Source organism: Cytobacillus oceanisediminis 2691 (genome assembly GCF_000294775.2).
In the GTDB taxonomy this organism is placed as follows: Bacteria; Bacillota; Bacilli; order Bacillales; family Cytobacillaceae; genus Cytobacillus; species Cytobacillus pseudoceanisediminis.
This window is the reverse complement of the sequence record NZ_CP015506.1, coordinates 4,752,421-4,771,860: the sequence shown is the minus strand read 5'-3', so window position 1 is coordinate 4,771,860 and position 19,440 is coordinate 4,752,421. Positions and strand designations below refer to the sequence as shown.

Genomic DNA, 19,440 nt, shown 5'->3' with positions numbered 1-19,440 from the left:
ATAAGAAAATGTCAAACCAAACTGAAAACCTTATCAAAGGCGGAAGCTTTTTAATCGAAGATGTTTCCTGTGACCGGGTTTTTACGCCTGAAGACTATACAGATGAGCAGGTTATGATTGCTAAGACGACTGAAGATTATGTTGTAAATGAAGTTGTTCCGCAAATTGAGCATCTGGAAAACCACGAATTTGACCGTTCGGTAAAGTTATTGAAGCAAGCTGGAGACCTCGGACTATTAGGCGCAGATGTTCCAGAGGAATACGGCGGACTTGCTTTAGATAAAGTTAGCTCTGCACTTATAGCCGAGAAAATGGCGCGTGCAGGCGGCTTTTCCATCTCGCATGGTGCACATGTTGGAATTGGTTCCCTTCCAATTGTTCTTTTCGGAAATGAAGAGCAAAAGCAAAAATACCTTCCTGCATTAGCTACTGGCGAAAAACTTGCTGCTTATGCATTGACGGAGCCAAGCTCAGGTTCTGATGCTCTTGGAGCAAAGACGACTGCCAAGCTGAATGCAGAAGGTACGCACTATGTATTAAACGGGGAAAAGCAATGGATAACGAATGCAGGCTTCGCAGATGTATTCGTAGTATACGCAAAAATTGACGGTGAACACTTCTCAGCATTTATCGTTGAAAGGGAGTTCCCGGGTGTTTCTGTAGGAGCAGAAGAAAAGAAAATGGGGATTAAGAGCTCTTCTACCCGTACGTTAATTCTTGAAGATGCCCAGGTGCCAAAGGAAAACCTTCTTGGTGAATTTGGCAAGGGACATGTGATTGCATTTAATATCTTAAATATTGGCCGCTATAAGTTAGGTGTTGGAGCAGTCGGCGGTGCGAAGCGGGCATTCGAACTTGCCGTTCAATATGCCAATCAGCGCCAGCAGTTTAAGACACCAATTTCTCAGTTTAATTTGACAAAAGAGAAACTGGGAACAATGGCTTCTAAGATATATGCCGCTGAGAGTGCAGTATACCGGACTGTAGGCTTATTTGAGGACCGTATGAGCAAGCTTTCGGACGAAGAAGTGAAAGATGGAAAAGAAGTGGCGAAGTCAATCGCTGAATATGCTATAGAGTGCTCCATGAATAAATTCTTTAACACGGAAGTCCTCGACTATGTAGTAGATGAAGGTGTTCAGATCCACGGAGGCTACGGTTTCATGGCTGAATATGAGATTGAAAGAGCTTACCGTGATTCACGTATTAACCGTATTTTTGAAGGAACAAATGAAATCAATCGTCTATTGGTGCCGGGCACGTACCTCCGCAAAGCATTAAAAGGAGAGCTTCCATTATTCCAGAAAGCCCAGGCACTGCAGGAAGAGCTTATGATGTTGATGCCTGAAGAGCCTGGTGACGAGCCGCTTGCACAGGAAAAATATCTGGTGAAAAATGCAAAGAAAATCGGCTTGCTTGCAGCTGGTTTAGCAGCACAGAAGTACGGAAAAGCTCTTGAAAAAGAACAGGAAGTGCTCGTAAACATTGCGGATATTATATCAAATGCTTATGCAATGGAGTCGGTTGTTCTCCGTACGGAAAAGGCTATTGAAAAGGCAGGGCTTGAAAAGAACAAGCAAAAACTTCTTTACACTCAAATCTTCTGCCAGGAAGCATTTAACAAAATCGAGCAGGATGCAAAAGAAACACTTGTGGCAGTAGAAAACGGCGATGCTCTGCGCATGATGATGTCAGCACTTCGCAAATTTACCCGCCACACCCCAATCAACGTCATTGCAAAGAAGCGTGAAGCATCAGAAAAACTGATCGACGCGGAACGTTTTACAGTTTAATTGATCTTAGGCTCTCTTCATCATGAAGGGAGCTTTATTTTTTGCCAAAAATAACCCTTCAAAAAATTTTTTTTGCCAGAAGGATAATATAGAAATTTGTCGAATATAAATTTGGAGACCAATGTTATGCTTTGTCATCCATTTATGTTACTATTCAATTAAAAGGCAGCAATTTTGGATAAGCCTGAATTTGCTAAAATGGGTGGTGAAAAAATGGCGTTGACTTTTTATTGGTATCCTAAATGCGGGACATGCCGAAAGGCCAAGAAATGGCTTGATGAACATAATCTGTCCTATGAAGAAATACATATAACAGACAATCCGCCTTCTCGAAGCGAACTTGAAACGCTTTATAAAAAGAGCGGTTTAGAACTGAAAAAGTTCTTTAATACGAGTGGTCAAAAATACCGGGAACTCGGACTGAAGGACAAGGTGAAGACCTCTATGGAAGAAGAACTGCTTGATATTTTGGCAACAGACGGCATGCTGATTAAGCGTCCGCTGCTGACAGATGGAGAAAAGGTAACAGTGGGCTTCAAAGAAGAGGAATATGAAAAGACATGGCTTTCCTAAGCGCTGGACTTTAGCCTTTTAAGCCATATTTAACCATGAGATCGATTTACTGATCATAAATTGAAATATTAATTTGGAGGGATACATAATGAGCACACCAAAAGAATTACGTTATTCAGAAGAGCATGAGTGGGTAAAAACAGAAGATGGGAAAGTACGTATCGGGATTACGCATTTCGCGCAATCAGAACTTGGTGACATCGTATTTGTTGAGCTTCCTGAAGTTGGCGATGAGCTAAGTGCAAACGAGCCATTCGGAAGCGTAGAATCTGTAAAAACAGTTTCTGAACTTTATGCGCCATTAAGCGGTAAAGTGGTTGAAGTAAATGAAGACCTTAACGACAACCCTGAATTCGTAAACGAATCCCCATATGAAAAAGCATGGATGGTTGTGGTGGAGCCTTCAGATTTAAGCGAAGTAGAGAGTTTGATGACTGCTGAGCAATATGAAGAAATGACAAACGAAGACTAATGTATGAAAGCCGGTTCTATAAGAACCGGCTTTCATGCTGTTTATGTAACTGAGGGGCTGATCAAGGGTTCTGCTATTAGAATTTGTATCTATGTACTTCGAGACCTGTCTAGCTCCAGCGCCTACCCCCTCGAGGTCACAAGCTTGTCTTGTTTCGGCTTCTAGGGACTCGAGACATAAGCCAATCCCTTCCAGAAGGAAAGAACACCTTCTTGCAGGGCTCGTCTTATGCTTGTCGTCCCTGAGCAGTCGCCTCCACATTTCGGTTTGTCTAGTTGCGGCTCCTAGGGACTCGGAAGCATAAGCCGATTCCTTTCAGAAGGAAAAACGCCTTCTTACAGGAACCGTCTTATGCCTGTCGTCCCTGGGCAGTCGCCTCCACATTTCAGGCAATCCTCCCCAAAAGGCAAAGGACGCCTTTCTGTGAGGCTCGTCTTGTGATTGTCGGGGTGGACAAGGCGCTTGCGCTTTTCTAACTGGCTTTAATTGCTATTTTTTCTTTTGCAGAGAAAGGGCAAACTATAGATACCCAAAAGCATGAAAGGATTGGTTACCCATGACATTGAATCAGCAGAAAATCGATATTACAGATCGGGTTGTCGGCAAGCTTAAAAGTAATGGGATTGATCTTTATCTTGAGAACGAAAAAATTGGCCAAATCAGCCTTCCTGAAGGCTCTTCCTTTAACCTGGCCCATCATTTTGAGACCGACCACCAAAAAATATATCAGAATGTCTCCGTTCCAGATAAAGCGCAAGAGCGCTACACAGACTGTGACGAAGGCGGCTGGTGCTGACTACTGTAAACAGCGGAATGGATTCCGCTGTTTATTTAATAGGATAAAGCAATATTACCGGGCATACAATGAAATAGGCTGTTTAAGAGTACTACAATGATTATTTTTCTTCAAAAATATTTCCTTTATCAAGCTGTAGAATAATATGTAAAATCAGCGCAGTCCTAACCTCCAATATGGGCAGGAGATTCACACCATAACCGAGAATATTGAATATATTAAGATAAGTACCAATGTAAGACTGGTTTTTTAAATTTGGCTGTTTTGTAAACTTTGCTTACGATAAACTAAGTTTGTCAACTGAGTTGATTGGGTCGGAGGGCACTTGATCCTCGAAAAAGCTTCCGCATTTTCTTTGTACGATGCTAATTCAGGAAGCTTATTCAATATCCTGCAGGAGGCTCTCATTTCTCCCAGCGGAAATCAACGGGATTCATTTACAATCTAAGATCAATCTCATGAGTAAACAGCTAACATTAAAGCAACAGTTTCAAAATAACTCCTTTCAGGTGATGACGATGAACGAGGGAATTCCGGAAAAAGTTATTATTGTCGAGGGAAAGTCAGATAAAACGAAGGTTAAAAACATAATAAGAGAACCTGTAGAGATTATCTGCACAAATGGAACAATAAGCATTACCAAGCTGGATGAATTAATTGACACACTGTTTGATAAGGATGTATATATATTGGTGGATGCCGATTCAGCCGGTGAAAAGCTGAGAAAACAGTTTAAAAGGGAATTTCCAGAGGCAGAGCATCTATACATCGATAGAATGTACAGAGAAGTAGCGACAGCACCGGAACAACATTTGGCTACAGTGCTGCTGGGAGCTAATATTGACGTTTATACACAATATTTAGACAGATAAAGTAAGGATGATAAAATGCAGGAATGGTCGCAGCTGGAGATTGAGGAAGCGGTTAACGGGCAAGAAACTGCCCTTATCTATTTGTACACGCCTATGTGCGGAACCTGTCAGATGGCAGGAAAGATGCTGACAGTTACAGAACAATTGCTGCCTGATCAAAAGATTGGGAAAGCGGACTTAAATTATATGCCGCAATTGGCTGAACAATGGGGAGTGGAAAGCGTACCTTGTCTTCTCATCTTTAAAGAAGGAAATTTACAGGGAAAATTATATGCATTCCGATCAGTTCCCTATTTGTTGGATAGAATCAGAAGCATCTATTGAGAAAGCCAGGAGCAAAGCTTCCTGGTTTTTTGCATTTTAAAAAAATATAGAAATTCGCCTTTTCAATATTCTAAATATATTTACAAAATCCTTTTGAAAGAGTATGATACTTAGGGAATCGAAATAAACATACAGTGCAGGAAGGGATCCGGATGGCATTTTACAAGGAGTGGGCAGGCCAATTTAAAGGCTATAACCGCAATATAAAATTGGCTTTTATGGCGAATACCCTTACACAAATAGGCTTTGGGATATTCATGGTAATCTATAATTTTTACATAAGGGAGCTTGGCTACTCCGAAAGTGTGAATGGGCAAATCATATCTATGACTGCACTCGCCACAGCACTGATTCTTGTGCCGGCAGGAATCGCAAGCGACCGAATTGGAAGAAAAAGAGCGATGCTGTTCGGGGCTGTTGCAACGGGTGTCGCTATGCTTTTCAGAAGTATGGTTGAAATGCAGGAACTCCTGATTTTATTTGCCTTTTTTACAGGGCTGACTACAGCATTTCTGCAAGTATCCGGCATACCATGGCTGGCTGAGAATTCTAAGGCTGACCAACGGGTTCATTTATTCAGCATCCATTTTGCCATTATGACGGGTGCAAATGTAATCGGAAACTTAAGCGGAGGCATCTTTACGGATGTATTTTCTTTATTTGTGGACCAGCTCACCAGCATCCGGATTACACTTCTGATTGCAAGTGTTTTCTTCATAGCAGGCCTTGTTCCCATACTTCGTTTCGCAGAAGCTCCGAAAGATAAAAACGATGTAAGAGGCATAAAAGGTTTTTCGTTCAAAAACCTATCCGCTAATAATGAAGGCGTCAAAATTATCGCCATGTTTGCTTTTGCGCAGCTGCTGATAGGAATTGGAGCAGGACTGGTTATCCCTTATCTAAATCTATACTTCGCAGACCGTTTTGAAGCTTCCAATTCAGCCATTGGCATTATTATTTCATTAGGGCAGGCTGCCACAGCTTTTGCTATGATTATCGGCCCTGTTGTGGTAAGGAAGGTGGGAGAAGTCAGAGCAGTTGTAATCCTGCAGCTCATGTCACTTCCTTTTCTGCTTTTAACTGCTTATACAGAGAATCTTTGGCTGGCTGCCATCGGCTTTTTGTTCCGGCAGGCATTAATGAATGCTGGAAACCCAATACAAATGTCGCTGATGATGTCTAGGGTAAATGATTCGATGAAAGGGCTGGCAAACTCCGTTAATCAGATGGTTTTCAATCTGGGCTGGGCTGTAATGGGGCCTATTTCAACAGGAATTGTCATGAGATATGGAGATTATTGGGGATATGCACTCGTATTCTCCATTACAGCTTCTTTATATTTGATTGGCTCTCTCTATTTTTTCTTTGTTTTCAAAAACTATAAAAAGACAAAAACTGCATCACCTTCCGTAAAAACAGTATAATCTGACATATTTCTCGGGAAATGAAAGACAATGCCTAATAAACAGGTATTGTCTTTCTGGTTCTTCCAGAATTAATAAATTTGAAATGCGAGAACTGTCTGGCTCCAGCGATCTTCTGATTTTGTCGAAAGAAAATTAAAGGATTGAAGCCATTTATTACTGAATATTAAAGATGATAAACCCATTAAAAGAGGTGAGGCTGTGAAGGATTTACCTGATGTATTTATCCGGGAATTAAAGTCTAAAGGTCATCTTGGATACTTTTTAAGAAAATCAAATTTCTCTTTGCTTATTAAGGCGGGAAATATAAGCATTCCTCTGGAAATTATGAATGGGGAAATCCGGAAGGCCAGTCACACCAGTCATTTTGATGTGGAGGTCTCGGGCTCTGAAGAATCTGTGCTGTCACTGATTTCAGGCGAGTTAAAGTTAAGGGATGCTATTTTCCAAAATAAAATAAAGATGGAAACCACCTTCAGAAAAAAATTGCTCCTCGAATCCTTTTTCTGTTTAGGGAAAATTTCATATCACAATACTTGACCATTTTTTAAATAGTATGATAATATCGTTTTAATATCAATTAACTGAATATTCTTATCAAGAGAGGCGGAGGGACTGGCCCAGCGAAGCCCGGCAACCGGTAAAGTACACGGTGCTAAATCCAGCAGAGCGGGATGCTCTGGAAGATAAGAAGAGACGATACAGCCCTCTTCTTATGAAGAGGGTTTTTTCATAATATCAGACTTTTTTCTTTGAAATTTGATAACTGTCTAGCTCCAGGCACCTTGCATTTTTCTTAGTTCTTCGATAAGAAATACTAAAATTTTTATAGAGGAGAGAAAGCAATGACTGATAAACAAAAAAATTACCGTTTTGAAACAATTGGAGTGCATGGGGGACTGAAGCCAGACCCTGTAACTGGCGCAAGGGCGGTACCGATTTACCAGAACAATGCTTACCAGTTCAAGAATACAGATCACGCTGCAAATCTCTTTGCTCTTAAAGAGCCAGGATATATTTATAGCAGGATACATAATCCGACTGTAAGTGTATTTGAGGAAAGAGTGGCCTTGCTTGAAGGAGGAGTTGGTGCCCTGGCTCTTGCAAGCGGACAATCTGCCATTACGCTTGCCATTTTAAACATAGCTGAAGCAGGGGATGAAATTATTGCTGCGTCCAATTTATATGGCGGTACTTATAATTTGTTTGCAGTCACACTTCCCAAGTATGGAATTAAAGTGAAACTGGTTGATCCAAAAGAGCCGGAAAATTTCCGTAACGCGATTACAGATAAAACAAAGGCCATCTTTGCCGAAACGATAGGGAACCCAAGCTTAAAAATCCTGGATATTGAAAAGGTAGCAGCAATTGCACACGAGAATGGTGTGCCGCTGATTGTCGATAACACTTTTGCTACACCTTATCTATGCAGGCCGATCGAACATGGGGCTGACATTGTTATACACTCTGCGACTAAATGGCTGCTCGGCAATGGAACAACAATGGGAGGAATTATTGTAGACGGAGGAAAATTTGACTGGAATTCCCATAAGTTCCCGGGCTTTACAGAGCCAGATCCCAGCTACCATGATATTGTCTATAGCGAAGCAATTGGCGAGGCGGCTTATATTATCAAAGCACGCGTACAGCTTTTAAGAGACTTAGGGCCTGCTATGAGTGCGCAAAGTGCATTTCAATTCACATTGGGGCTTGAAACTTTGCATGTACGGATGAAAGAGCATGTTGCCAACACGAAAAAAGTAGTGGAGTATCTAGAGGCGCATCCAGCTGTTAATTGGGTCCTGTATCCTGGAAATGAAAGCCATCCGGATAAAAAATTGGCGGATAAATACATGCCGAAAGGAGCAGGAGCTGTGGCTGTGTTTGGAATTGCTGGCGGAAGAGAAGCAGGTGCCAAGCTAATAAACAGCCTGAAGCTTTGGGCACATGTGGCAAATGTCGGGGATGCAAAGAGCCTGATTATCCACCCTGCAAGTACAACTCACCAGCAGCTTGATGAAGAAGGTTTAAAAGCTGCGGGAGTGCCGGAGGATCTAATTCGAATTTCTATCGGAATCGAGAATGCGGAAGATTTGATTGAAGATCTGGAACAGGCGATCGAAGCAGCTGCAGGCATTACATCACTTTCTGCAAAAGCATAAAGGAAAATTTACCATTCATTTTTTTCCGAAAGTTTAAAATTTCTTCGTTGACACCTTTTTGATGGCTATGATACGATAGCAAACGTAATTAATAAACTGCTTAATTTATTAAAATATTAATTGAATATAAATCGTTACGCTCTTATCAAGAGAGGTGGAGGGAAGTGCCCTATGAAGCCCGGCAACCGTCAATTATTTGAAATGGTGCCAATTCACTCAAAGCATAGCTTTGACAGATGAGAGAAAGGACTTAATTTTTAATGCCTTTCTGCTCATGTGCAGAAAGGCATTTTTGCTTTTAGCGCATGAAAGCCTATAAGGAGTAAAAAATAGGGGAATATAAGCAGTCTAATAATTATAATCTGTATCTTTCGATTAAAGAGGTGACAATTCACGTTGATTTCTATAAAAGATGTACAGAAGATTTTCTCTTCAAAAAAAGGCCAGGTAAAAGCTGTTGACAATGTAAACCTGGAAGTAAAGGAAGGAGAAATCTTCGGAGTTATCGGATATAGCGGTGCAGGTAAAAGTACCTTGATCCGCATGCTGAATGGGCTGGAGCTTCCTACCCATGGCAGTGTGACAGTTGCAGGAAATGAGGTTTCAAAGATAAAGGGAAGCAAGCTAAGAAAAGCGCGTCAGGAAATAAGCATGATCTTCCAGCATTTCAACCTATTATGGTCGAGAACGGTAAGAGAGAATATCGCTTTTCCGCTTGAAATTGCTGGTGTTTCCCGGCAGGAAAGGCTGAAAAGGGTAGACGAGCTCATTAAACTCGTTGGCCTCGAAGGAAGAGAAGATGCCTATCCTTCCCAGCTCAGCGGCGGTCAAAAACAAAGGGTTGGAATTGCTAGAGCCCTTGCCAACAATCCAAAAGTACTGCTTTGTGATGAGGCGACATCTGCACTTGATCCGCAGACTACAGATTCCATTTTGGAGCTGCTTGTTGACATCAATGAGCGTCTGGGCTTAACGATTGTCCTAATTACTCATGAAATGCACGTTATCCGTAAAATCTGCCATCGGGTTGCAGTCATGGAAGGCGGCCGAATTGTTGAAATCGGGCCTGTATTGGATGTATTTAGGAATCCCAAAGCTGTGATTACAAAGCGGTTTGTACAGCAGGTGACAGAGCCTGAAGAAACTAAGGAAACGATTGATCATCTGGTCGATTTGTATCCAAAAGGAAAAGTAGTGCAATTAGGGTTTGTCGGCGAATCAGCTGAACAGCCGTTGATTACAAACCTGATCCGTAATTTCCAGGTAACCGTAAATATCCTTCAAGGAAAGATTTCCCAGACACAGAATGGTTCTTACGGTACTTTATTCATCCATGTTGATGGAGAAGCAGAGGAAGTTGCAAAAGCCATTGAATTTATTCATTCTCAGCAGGTTGGCGTGGAGGTGATTTCCAATGCTTAACGAATGGTTTCCAAATGTGAAATGGGATTCCATGTGGGAAGCTACAATGGAAACCCTATATATGACAGCTATTTCTGTTCTCGCAACTTTTATTTTAGGTGCAATTCTGGGATTGCTGCTCTTCCTGACTTCCAAGGGTAACATCTGGGAAAACGCGGCAATTAATAAAGTTATTTCTGCTTTCGTCAATATATTCCGCTCAATTCCGTTTATTATTCTGATCGTGTTATTGATTCCATTTACCAAGTTTCTTCTAGGAACAATGATCGGGGAAGATGCAGCACTGCCTGCATTAATTATTGGTGCCGCCCCTTTTTATGCCCGTATGGTGGAAATAGGCTTGAGGGAAATAGATAAAGGTGTAATTGAAGCGGCCAAGTCTATGGGGGCAAAAACAAGCACGATTATCTGGAAGGTTCTGCTTCCGGAATCAATGCCCGCCCTTGTTTCAGGAATTACCGTTACAGCCATCGCGCTTGTTGGCTACACGGCCATGGCCGGTGTCATCGGTGCTGGCGGACTTGGAAACCTTGCTTACCTGGAAGGATTCCAGAGGAGCCGCAGTGATGTGACGCTTATGGCGACTGTCATTATTCTAATCATCGTATTTATCATCCAGTTTATTGGAGATATCATAACAACTAAATTAGACAAACGTTAAGGAGAGATTCATATGAAAAAATGGTTATCACTTGCTCTTGCACTTGCAGTAGCACTTGTTCTTGCAGCTTGCGGAACGTCAGAAGAAGACGGCAATGCCGGTGAAGGCGGAGAAAGTAAAGAAAGCACTAAAATTACAGTAGGGGCTTCCAACGTCCCACACGCTGAAATCCTTGAAGAGGCAAAGCCATTACTTGAAGAAAAAGGCTTTGAACTTGATGTTGTACCATTCCAGGATTATGTATTGCCAAACCAGGCTCTTGAGTCTAAGGAGCTGGATGCAAACTATTTCCAGCACATTCCTTACCTTGAGTCACAGAAAGCTGAACATGGATATGATTTTACAAATGCAGGCGGAATTCATATCGAGCCAATCGGAGTATATTCTCAAAAATATAAGAGCCTTGACGAACTTCCTGAGGGTGCATCAATCATCATGAGCAACTCAGTAGCAGACCATGGCCGTATACTTTCCATGCTTGAAGCAGAGGGACTTATTACTTTAAATGAAGATGTAGAAAAAACCGAAGCAACTCTGGAAGATATTAAAGACAATCCTAAAAAGTTAAAGTTTGATACTGAATATGAAGCTTCACTTCTTCCTCAAATCTACAATAATGAAGAAGGGGATGCAGTCCTGATCAACTCCAATTATGCAATTGATGCCGGATTGAATCCTCTTAAGGATTCAATTGCAATTGAAGACAAAGATTCCCCATACGTAAATGTAATTGCTGTCCGCTCAGGCGATGAAGAAAAAGAAGGAATTAAAGCTCTTGTAGAAGTGCTTCGTTCTAAAGAAATTCAGGATTTCATTCTTGAAAAATATGAAGGTGCCGTTGTACCGGTATCTGAGTAAGAGTTAAAAAAGCAGGCGTCTATGCGCCTGTTTTTTTTATAGTATAGGTATAATTTTTGAACGTCGATAAAGGTCCAGTTCTAGCGCCTGCCTCCTCGAAGGTCGGGAGTGGGCAGGGCGCTTCCGCTTTAATTGCCATATCTCAGGCCCGCTTCCCGTATAGATTGAATAGTAATCAAACATACTAACCTTGAAACTATTTCGAAATGGAGTGGAGCCGAATGGAACATTATCATGAACCTTCAAACTCGATAGAAGCAGCCCTTCATGACTATAAAGTTGGATTGGGTGTTTTCACTGAAAAAATGCCTGATTTAGCACAGCATTATAATGCTTTTACAGAAGCCTGTTTTAAGGAAGGGGTTTTATCCCAAAAGGAGAAGCAGCTGATTGCCCTTGGAATCAGCTTATATTCTCAGGATGAATATTGCATTATTTATCATACGAAAGGATGCATCGATCAAGGTGCGTCAGAAGAAGAAATTCTAGAGGCAGTAGGAGTTACTGCAGCTTTTGGCGGCGGTGCCGCAATGAGCCAGGCGGTTACGCTTGTCCAGGAGGCTACGACAGAATTAAATCAGCAAAATCATTAATAAGCAGCTCCTGCTCAATAGCAGGAGTTTTATTTTTTTTATGATAATTTCAGAAAATTATTGAAACAACCATTAATCCAGAGGATATGGCCAGTATTTTAAGAATGCGCATTATGAAAGCGCCTCATGGGTTCTCGTTCCTTATTTTGCTAAAAAAATCAGGTTTTTTCCGCTTTGTGCGGGGTATATGGTGAGTGTTAAGATTTTAGATGTAAAACTAAATGCGAAAGCATAAAAACCGAAAGGATTGATTCATTATCAGTCAGTTACAGCTGAACTACACGAGTGAAATGGAAAAAGCTATGCAAGCTGCCCATGGAGTTGGATATGAAGTGTACAGCCGGAAACATGATATTCGAATGGAAGTTGAAAAAAAACGCGAAGAAGATTATCTTCAAAGCCAGCGCTTAGTTGCAGATCTTGAAAGAAAAATTCATTCCTAGGTTAATGGTATATATAATAATGAAGAAAATAGAAACCAGTGCCAATTATGCACTGGTTTTCTTTTTTGCAATACATGAAATTACAGTCCCGGGAAAAAATAGATAGGACATGCCAGGTTCCCGGTTATTTTCACTTTGATGCCATTAAGTTAATATGATAAAATCTATATTTACAGGCTTTCTAAACATTTTTGTTTGAAAAGTTTGTTAATGGTCTTAAAGAGTTGCTATGACATTTGATTTGTTATAAGATTGTAATGAGAATAAAATGAGAATAGAGATTTGCGGCTGCAGGCCGATTTACAAATCTTCTTTTATTGACGGAGGTATATATTATGGCAGGATCAGTACTTACAATTAAAGACCTTCATGTTGCTATTGAGGGAAAAGAAATATTAAAAGGTGTAAACCTTGAAATCAAAGGCGGAGAAATTCACGCCATTATGGGGCCGAACGGTACAGGTAAATCAACTCTATCTTCTGCAATCATGGGCCATCCTAAATATGAAGTTACACAGGGAAGCATCACATTAGATGGTGAAGATGTTCTTGAAATGGAAGTTGACGAACGCGCACGAGCGGGCCTATTTCTTGCAATGCAATATCCAAGTGAAATCAGCGGTGTAACAAATGCCGATTTTTTACGTTCTGCAATTAACAGCCGCCTTGAGGAAGGCAATGAAATTTCTCTTATGAAATTCATCCGCAAAATGGACAGCAAGATGGAATTTCTTGAAATGGATCTTGATATGGCTCAGCGTTATTTAAATGAAGGCTTCTCAGGCGGTGAAAAGAAGCGCAATGAAATTCTTCAATTAATGATGATTGAGCCTAAAATTGCGATCCTTGACGAAATTGATTCCGGTTTGGATATCGATGCATTGAAGGTTGTTTCTAAAGGAATCAATGAAATGCGCGGCGAAGAGTTTGGCTGCTTAATCATCACACACTACCAGCGCCTTCTAAACTACATCACTCCTGACCATGTTCACGTGATGATGCAGGGACGCGTTGTAAAATCTGGCGGTCCAGAGCTTGCACAGCGCTTAGAAGCTGAAGGGTATGACTGGATTAAAAAAGAACTGGGCATTGAAGACGAAACAGTTGGGCAAGAAGCGTAAGCGTTAGGGGGATCACTATGACAACGGAAATAAAATTACCATTTGATAAGGAATATGTTAGTTCCTTTTCAAAAGATATGGGCGAGCCGGCATGGCTGACAGAACTCCGTCTAAATGCGCTTGCAAACGCGGAAAACCTGCCAATGCCAAAGCCTGATAAAACCAAGATAGATAAATGGAACTTTACACAGTTTGAAAAGCACATCGTTGGAAGCGAAGATTTTTCTTCATTAAACGACCTTCCTGAGGATGTCAGAAATCTGATTGACACTGAAGCCGGCGATCAGAACCTATACATTCAGCGTAATAATAGACCAACCTATTTGGCTGTTTCTAAAGAGTTGCAGGAAAAAGGTGTTATTTTCACAGATATCTTTACGGCGGCAAGAGAACATGGCGACCTGCTTCAGAAGTATTTTATGAAGGACGGCGTCAAAACGGATGAACACCGTTTAACTGCATTGCACGCGGCACTTTTTAACGGCGGAGCGTTCTTATATATTCCGAAAAACGTGGAAGTTTCGGCGCCTATTCAGGCTGTATATATTCATGATGATAAAGAAGCGAACCTTTTCAACCACGTATTGGTTGCAGCTGATGATAACAGCTCTGTGACGTATGTAGAAAACTATGTTTCTACAGTTGAGGAAGCAAGCGGCATATTCAATATAGTTACAGAAGTAATTGCCAATGCAAATGCAAGAGTTCAGTATGGTGCTGTTGACACACTTGCTAAAGGAACAACAGCTTATGTGAACCGCCGTGGTGTTGCAGGACGTGATGCCCGCATTGAATGGGCTCTTGGCCTCATGAATGATGGCAATACAGTATCTGAAAACACAACCAATCTTATTGGAGACGGGTCTTTCGGAGACACAAAAACAGTTGTTGTAGGTCGCGGGGAACAGACTCAAAACTTTACAACGAAGGTTGTTCATTTCGGAAAGAATTCTGAAGGATACATCTTAAAGCATGGTGTTATGAAAGACTCTGCATCATCCATCTTTAATGGAATCGGCAAAATTGAGCATGGAGCTTCTAAGTCAAATGCTGAGCAGGAATCACGCGTACTGATGCTAAGCGAAAAAGCGCGCGGCGATGCAAACCCTATCCTATTAATTGATGAAGATGATGTAACAGCAGGACACGCCGCTTCAGTTGGCCGTGTGGATCCATTGCAGCTTTACTATCTAATGAGCCGCGGTATCTCGCAAAAAGAGGCAGAGCGTCTTGTTATTCACGGCTTTTTAGCGCCAGTTGTGAATGCTCTTCCTATCGAAGGGGTTAAAAAGCAGCTGACAGCCGTTATTGAAAGGAAAGTAAAATAATGAATGCCCGTGAGATTCGGCAAATGTTTCCCATTCTGGACCAGGAAGTCAATGGAAAGCCTCTTGTTTATTTAGACAGTTCCGCTACTTCCCAAAAACCTGTTCCGGTGATTGAAGCGCTTGACAAATACTACCGGGAATACAACTCGAATGTTCATAGAGGAGTCCATACCCTGGGTACTAGAGCAACTGATGGCTATGAAGGCGCCCGGGAAAAGGTGCGTAAATTCATTAACGCTAAATCGACTGAGGAAGTTATTTTTACAAGAGGAACAACAACTGCACTCAATACTGTAGCAGCAAGCTATGGGCGTGACAACCTGAACGAAGGCGATGAGATTGTTATCTCTTATATGGAGCATCACAGCAATATCATTCCCTGGCAGCAGGTAGCAAAACAAACGGGTGCCACCTTAAAATACCTTCCTCTTCAGGAAGATGGAACAATATCTCTTGATGATGTTAGGGAAACTGTGACAAGCAATACGAAAATTGTGTCTATCATGCAAGTATCGAATGTACTTGGTGTGATAAATCCAATCAAGGATATTGCGAAAATTGCCCATGAAAATGGAGCAATCATGGTTGTAGATGGTGCACAAAGTGCTCCACATTTGAAAGTTGATGTTCAGGACCTGGATTGTGATTTCCTTGCTTTTTCCGGCCATAAGATGTGCGGCCCTACAGGCATTGGTGTTCTGTATGGAAAGAAAAAGCATCTTGAAAAAATGGAGCCGATTGAGTTTGGCGGTGAAATGATTGACTTTGTAGGCCTTTATGAATCAACTTGGAAGGAGCTTCCCTGGAAATTCGAAGGCGGTACGCCAATTATTGCAGGTGCGATTGGATTAGGAGCAGCCATTGATTTCCTGGAGCAGATCGGCCTGAATGAAATTGAAGCCTATGAGCATAAACTGGCTGCATATGCCTTGGAAAAAATGTCTGCTATAGACGGAATGACCATATATGGTCCAAAAGAAGCGTCAAAGCGCGCCGGAGTAATTACTTTTAATATAAATGATGTCCATCCTCATGATGTGGCTACTGTATTGGATGCAGAAGGAATTGCAGTCCGGGCCGGCCACCATTGTGCACAGCCGCTGATGAAGTGGCTCAAGGTGTCGGCAACTGCACGTGCAAGCTTCTATCTGTACAATACGGAAGAAGATATTGATAAGCTTGTTTCAGGGCTTGTCAAAACAAAGGAGTATTTCAGCGATGTCTTCTAAAAATTTAGATACCCTTTACCGCCAGGTTATAATGGATCATTATAAAAACCCTCGTAATAAAGGGGTACTTGAAGATGACAGCCTGACGATCAATATGAATAACCCTACTTGCGGAGACCGGATTCAATTGACGCTGAAGCTTGAAGATGGCAAAGTGGCAGATGCGAAGTTTGAAGGCGAAGGATGTTCCATTTCCATGTCCTCGGCTTCCATGATGACTCAAGCCATCAAGGGCAAAAATATTGAAGAAGCATTAAAGCTTTCCAAAGTTTTCTCAGACATGATGCTGGGAAAAGAATATGATGAAGACGATCTGGATCTTGGCGATATCGAAGCTCTCCAGGGAGTTTCCCAATTCCCTGCCAGAATCAAATGCGCTACATTGGCATGGAAAGCAATGGAAAAAGGCGTTAGCACGGAGAAAGAAGAACAGGAATAAATCAATCAAACGTTTGATTAAAAATTTTTTCATCTGCCTTGTGTGCTAAAATATAATGAAATGATGGGGTGTGAAGACCCTTTCTCATACGAATGGAGGAATACGACGATGGCAAAAAAAATGCCTGAGATCGGCGATTATAAGTATGGTTTTGCCGATAAAGACGTTTCCATTTTCCGATCAAAACGCGGTTTGACAAAAGAAATTGTTGAAGAGATTTCAAAATTGAAGGAAGAGCCACAATGGATGCTTGACTTCCGTTTAAAATCATTGGAGCATTTCTATAACATGCCTATGCCGCAATGGGGCGGAGATTTAGCGTCATTAAACTTTGATGAAATTACGTATTATGTAAAGCCTTCTGAAAAAACTGAACGCTCTTGGGATGAGGTTCCAGACGAAATTAAACAGACATTTGATAAATTGGGTATTCCTGAAGCAGAGCAGAAGTATCTTGCAGGTGTTTCTGCCCAGTATGAATCAGAGGTTGTTTACCATAACATGCAGGAAGACCTTGAAGCGAAAGGAATTGTGTTCAAAGATACCGATTCCGCTCTTCGCGAAAATGAAGATATTTTCCGTGAGCATTGGGCAAAGGTTATCCCTCCAACAGATAACAAATTCGCTGCATTAAACTCAGCGGTTTGGTCTGGCGGATCGTTCATTTATGTTCCTAAAGGGATTAAGGTTGATACGCCGCTGCAGGCATATTTCCGCATTAACTCTGAGAACATGGGGCAGTTTGAGCGTACATTAATCATTGTTGATGAAGGCGCACATGTACACTATGTAGAGGGCTGTACAGCACCTGTTTACACAACAAACTCACTTCACAGTGCGGTTGTTGAAATCATCATTAAAAAAGACGCATATTGCCGTTATACAACCATCCAGAACTGGGCGAACAACGTGTTTAACCTGGTTACGAAGCGTGCTGTTTGTGAATCAAACGCAACAATGGAATGGATTGACGGAAACATCGGTTCAAAACTGACAATGAAATATCCGGCAGTTATTCTTAAAGGAGAAGGTGCACGCGGCATGACCCTTTCCATTGCATTAGCAGGTAAGGGACAGCACCAGGATGCAGGTGCGAAAATGATCCACCTTGCACCAAACACTTCTTCGACGATTGTATCGAAATCGATTTCCAAGCAGGGCGGTAAAGTAACTTACCGCGGAATCGTTCACTTCGGCCGCAAAGCGGAAGGTGCACGTGCCAACATCGAGTGTGATACATTAATCATGGATAACCAGTCAACTTCAGATACGATTCCTTACAATGAAATCCTGAACGACAACATCTCTCTTGAGCATGAAGCGAAGGTTTCAAAAGTATCAGAAGAACAGTTATTCTATCTAATGAGCCGTGGAATTTCAGAGGAAGAAGCAACAGAAATGATCGTAATGGGCTTCATCGAGCCATTTACGAAAGAACTTCCAATGGAATACGCAGTAGAGATGAACCGCCTGATCAAATTCGAAATGGAAGGTTCTATCGGTTAATAGATATTTTATGAAAACCCGTTTACCGGCCATGGTAAGCGGGTTTTTTAATGGTAAGAGGCTGAGATGGGGAGAAACTGTTTAAATTTTGGAAAATTAATGATTTAATTGCTAAAGTGAAGATATAACCCTTTGTGAAAAACGGTTTTAAATTATTATTCTTAAAATATTTATGGCAAAAAAACGGAGGTGTTTTAATGATTATTATAGGCGTAACAGGCTGGGGCGACCATGATAGCCTTTATACAGGCAATATATCGCCGAGAGATAAATTAAAGGAGTACGCCGGCCATTTTCCAACTGTCGAGGTGGACTCTGCTTTTTATGCGGTGCAGCCAAAGCGCAACTCTTCCAAATGGGTAAAAGACACACCTGAATCTTTTCAATTCATAGTAAAAACGTACCAGGGCATGACCGGCCATCAGAGAGGCGAAATCCCCTTTGAAAGCAAAGAAGAAATGTTTGCAGCTTTCAAGGACTCATTGGAGCCTTATATCCAATCCGGCAAGCTGGCTATGGTGCTGTTTCAATTTCCGCCATGGTTTGACTGCAAAAAAGCCAATGTCGACTATCTTCGCTGGTGCAAAGAGCAGATGGGGGATATCCCATGTGCCCTGGAATTCAGGCATCAATCATGGTTTCGACCGGAGTTTAAGGAAAGCACATTAAGATTTATGAGAGAAGAAGGCTGGATTCACAGCATCTGTGACGAGCCGCAAGCCGGTGAGGGTTCTGTTCCAACTGTCCTGGAATCAACCAGTCCTGATAAGGTGCTTGTTCGGTTTCATGGCCGGAATTTTCATGGCTGGCAGAAAAAGAATGGAGACAACTGGCGAGAGGTCCGCTATCTTTACCGCTATAACGAAAAAGAACTGGCTGAATGGGCAGAACATCTAAAACAGCTTGAGAAAAGTTGTAAAAATGTATTCGTCGTCTTCAATAACAACTCTGGCGGTGACGCTGCAGACAATGCTAAACAAATGATCGGGCTTCTTGATATCGAATACCAGCAGCTCGCTCCCAGACAGCTTGATTTATTTTAAGCGATGCCAGGCACTTTCACCCTTTTCCTTGTCCTCACATATTGTGTTAATGGAAAAGGAAAGGAGTGGCGGCAAGTATGATTGATTTAAAACCGATTGATATAGATGGCCATACTTTTTTGAGTGTATCGGTGCAATTGCCGAAGACCAATCTGCTGGTGGTAACGAATGATAAAGGGTATATCATGTGCGGCGCCCTTGATGTAGCTTTGCTGAATGAGAAGCTTAAGGACCGCAAAGTAATTGCCGGCAGGGCGGTCGGCGTAAAAACCATAGAGCAGCTGTTAAATGCCCCCCTTGAATCTGTCACATTTGAGGCAGAGGAATTGGGCATTGTTAAAGGGACGATAGGAAAAGAAGCACTTCTTAAAATGATCTAAA

General features: G+C 41.8%; 21 protein-coding genes and 2 riboswitches. All 21 genes read left to right on the top strand.

The genetic code is table 11. The features are described from left to right. Nucleotides 1-8 precede the first annotated feature (8 nt). Nucleotides 9-1,793, top strand: a complete 1,785-nt coding sequence (locus A361_RS23950; protein ID WP_019383260.1) for an acyl-CoA dehydrogenase family protein — start codon at nt 9-11, stop codon at nt 1,791-1,793. 213 nt (nt 1,794-2,006) lie between these two features. Further along, complete coding sequence (locus tag A361_RS23945) at nt 2,007-2,366, top strand: arsenate reductase family protein (protein ID WP_026041835.1); 360 nt, start codon at nt 2,007-2,009, stop codon at nt 2,364-2,366. 88 nt (nt 2,367-2,454) lie between these two features. Beyond that, the gene (gene gcvH, locus A361_RS23940; protein ID WP_009331744.1) at nt 2,455-2,838 is read left to right on the top strand and encodes a glycine cleavage system protein GcvH; all 384 of its coding nucleotides are present in this window, start codon (nt 2,455-2,457) and stop codon (nt 2,836-2,838) included. A 556-nt stretch (nt 2,839-3,394) separates the two neighbouring features. Continuing rightward, entirely contained in the window at nt 3,395-3,634 is a 240-nt protein-coding gene (locus tag A361_RS23935) for a YusG family protein (RefSeq protein WP_009331743.1), read from the top strand. A gap of 518 nt (nt 3,635-4,152) precedes the next feature. Next, nucleotides 4,153-4,506, top strand: a complete 354-nt coding sequence (locus A361_RS23930; protein ID WP_019382732.1) for a toprim domain-containing protein — start codon at nt 4,153-4,155, stop codon at nt 4,504-4,506. 15 nt (nt 4,507-4,521) lie between these two features. After that, complete coding sequence (locus A361_RS23925; RefSeq protein ID WP_009331741.1) at nt 4,522-4,830, top strand: thioredoxin family protein; 309 nt, start codon at nt 4,522-4,524, stop codon at nt 4,828-4,830. Nucleotides 4,831-4,982: 152 nt separating this feature from the next. Next, nucleotides 4,983-6,254 (top strand): MFS transporter, encoded by a 1,272-nt coding sequence (locus A361_RS23920; RefSeq protein ID WP_019382731.1) that lies wholly within the window; start codon nt 4,983-4,985, stop codon nt 6,252-6,254. A gap of 201 nt (nt 6,255-6,455) precedes the next feature. Then, entirely contained in the window at nt 6,456-6,794 is a 339-nt protein-coding gene (locus tag A361_RS31310; RefSeq protein ID WP_009331739.1) for an SCP2 sterol-binding domain-containing protein, read from the top strand. Between the two features lie 51 nt (nt 6,795-6,845). Further along, a riboswitch (SAM riboswitch) is annotated at nt 6,846-6,947 on the top strand. 152 nt (nt 6,948-7,099) lie between these two features. Beyond that, nucleotides 7,100-8,416: an O-acetylhomoserine aminocarboxypropyltransferase/cysteine synthase family protein gene (locus tag A361_RS23910; protein ID WP_019382730.1), complete on the top strand. Its 1,317-nt coding sequence runs from the start codon at nt 7,100-7,102 to the stop codon at nt 8,414-8,416. Nucleotides 8,417-8,555: 139 nt separating this feature from the next. Continuing rightward, a riboswitch (SAM riboswitch) is annotated at nt 8,556-8,659 on the top strand. Nucleotides 8,660-8,812: 153 nt separating this feature from the next. Next, a complete protein-coding gene (locus A361_RS23905; RefSeq protein WP_009331737.1) occupies nt 8,813-9,838 on the top strand; it encodes a methionine ABC transporter ATP-binding protein in 1,026 nt (341 codons plus the stop codon). Next, complete coding sequence (locus A361_RS23900) at nt 9,831-10,499, top strand: methionine ABC transporter permease (protein WP_009331736.1); 669 nt, start codon at nt 9,831-9,833, stop codon at nt 10,497-10,499. The genes A361_RS23905 and A361_RS23900 overlap by 8 nt, the downstream gene beginning before the upstream one ends. Nucleotides 10,500-10,511: 12 nt before the next feature. Beyond that, nucleotides 10,512-11,357: a MetQ/NlpA family ABC transporter substrate-binding protein gene (locus A361_RS23895; protein WP_009331735.1), complete on the top strand. Its 846-nt coding sequence runs from the start codon at nt 10,512-10,514 to the stop codon at nt 11,355-11,357. Between the two features lie 221 nt (nt 11,358-11,578). Beyond that, nucleotides 11,579-11,950 carry a carboxymuconolactone decarboxylase family protein gene (locus tag A361_RS23890; RefSeq protein ID WP_019382729.1) on the top strand — a complete coding sequence of 124 codons (372 nt, stop codon included), beginning with the start codon at nt 11,579-11,581 and terminating at the stop codon, nt 11,948-11,950. Between the two features lie 290 nt (nt 11,951-12,240). Continuing rightward, complete coding sequence (locus tag A361_RS30640; protein WP_009331733.1) at nt 12,241-12,393, top strand: hypothetical protein; 153 nt, start codon at nt 12,241-12,243, stop codon at nt 12,391-12,393. A 335-nt stretch (nt 12,394-12,728) separates the two neighbouring features. Then, a complete protein-coding gene (gene sufC, locus A361_RS23885; protein WP_009331732.1) occupies nt 12,729-13,514 on the top strand; it encodes a Fe-S cluster assembly ATPase SufC in 786 nt (261 codons plus the stop codon). A gap of 17 nt (nt 13,515-13,531) precedes the next feature. After that, nucleotides 13,532-14,842, top strand: a complete 1,311-nt coding sequence (gene sufD, locus A361_RS23880; protein WP_019382727.1) for a Fe-S cluster assembly protein SufD — start codon at nt 13,532-13,534, stop codon at nt 14,840-14,842. After that, on the top strand, nt 14,842-16,071 hold the full coding sequence (locus A361_RS23875) for a cysteine desulfurase (protein WP_019382726.1): 1,230 nt from the start codon (nt 14,842-14,844) through the stop codon (nt 16,069-16,071). The genes sufD and A361_RS23875 overlap by 1 nt, the downstream gene beginning before the upstream one ends. Then, a complete protein-coding gene (sufU, locus tag A361_RS23870) occupies nt 16,061-16,510 on the top strand; it encodes a Fe-S cluster assembly sulfur transfer protein SufU (RefSeq protein WP_009331729.1) in 450 nt (149 codons plus the stop codon). Before A361_RS23875 ends, sufU begins: the two co-directional genes overlap by 11 nt. 108 nt (nt 16,511-16,618) lie before the next feature. After that, a complete protein-coding gene (gene sufB, locus A361_RS23865; RefSeq protein WP_009331728.1) occupies nt 16,619-18,016 on the top strand; it encodes a Fe-S cluster assembly protein SufB in 1,398 nt (465 codons plus the stop codon). A 197-nt stretch (nt 18,017-18,213) separates the two neighbouring features. Continuing rightward, nucleotides 18,214-19,059, top strand: a complete 846-nt coding sequence (locus A361_RS23860) for a DUF72 domain-containing protein (protein WP_019382725.1) — start codon at nt 18,214-18,216, stop codon at nt 19,057-19,059. A gap of 77 nt (nt 19,060-19,136) precedes the next feature. Further along, a complete protein-coding gene (locus A361_RS23855) occupies nt 19,137-19,439 on the top strand; it encodes a YunC family protein (protein WP_009331726.1) in 303 nt (100 codons plus the stop codon). Nucleotide 19,440: the final 1 nt, after the last annotated feature.